This is a genomic window from Selenomonas sp. oral taxon 138 str. F0429, from assembly GCF_000318175.2.
Classification (GTDB): Bacteria; Bacillota; Negativicutes; order Selenomonadales; family Selenomonadaceae; genus Centipeda; species Centipeda timonae.
On sequence record NZ_KB290957.1, the window covers coordinates 3,491 to 3,710 of the forward strand.

1 protein-coding gene is annotated in these 220 nt (G+C 59.1%); it reads left to right on the forward strand.

What is annotated here, in order from left to right:
- Positions 1-184, forward strand: a 184-nt coding sequence (locus HMPREF9163_RS12635; RefSeq protein WP_009441963.1) for a hypothetical protein, incomplete at its 5' end; no start/stop codon positions are given.
- Positions 185-220: the final 36 nt, after the last annotated feature.

Here is a 220-nt window from a genome sequence, read left to right on the forward strand (position 1 = left end):
GGCTGGGGAGTTCCACAGCGTCGGCGCAGAATCTTCCTTGTCGCAGATTTTGGAGGATCGTGTGCCGGACAAATACTATTTGACACCGAAAGCGTGCGCGGGGATCTTGCGCCGTGCTTCGCTTCGTGGCAAGGCACTGCCCGAAAGTTTGCGGATGGCGCTGGAACGCCAAGCGGGCGGATAAGTGCAGGTTTCTGTACCGAGCATTCCGCACAGAGCC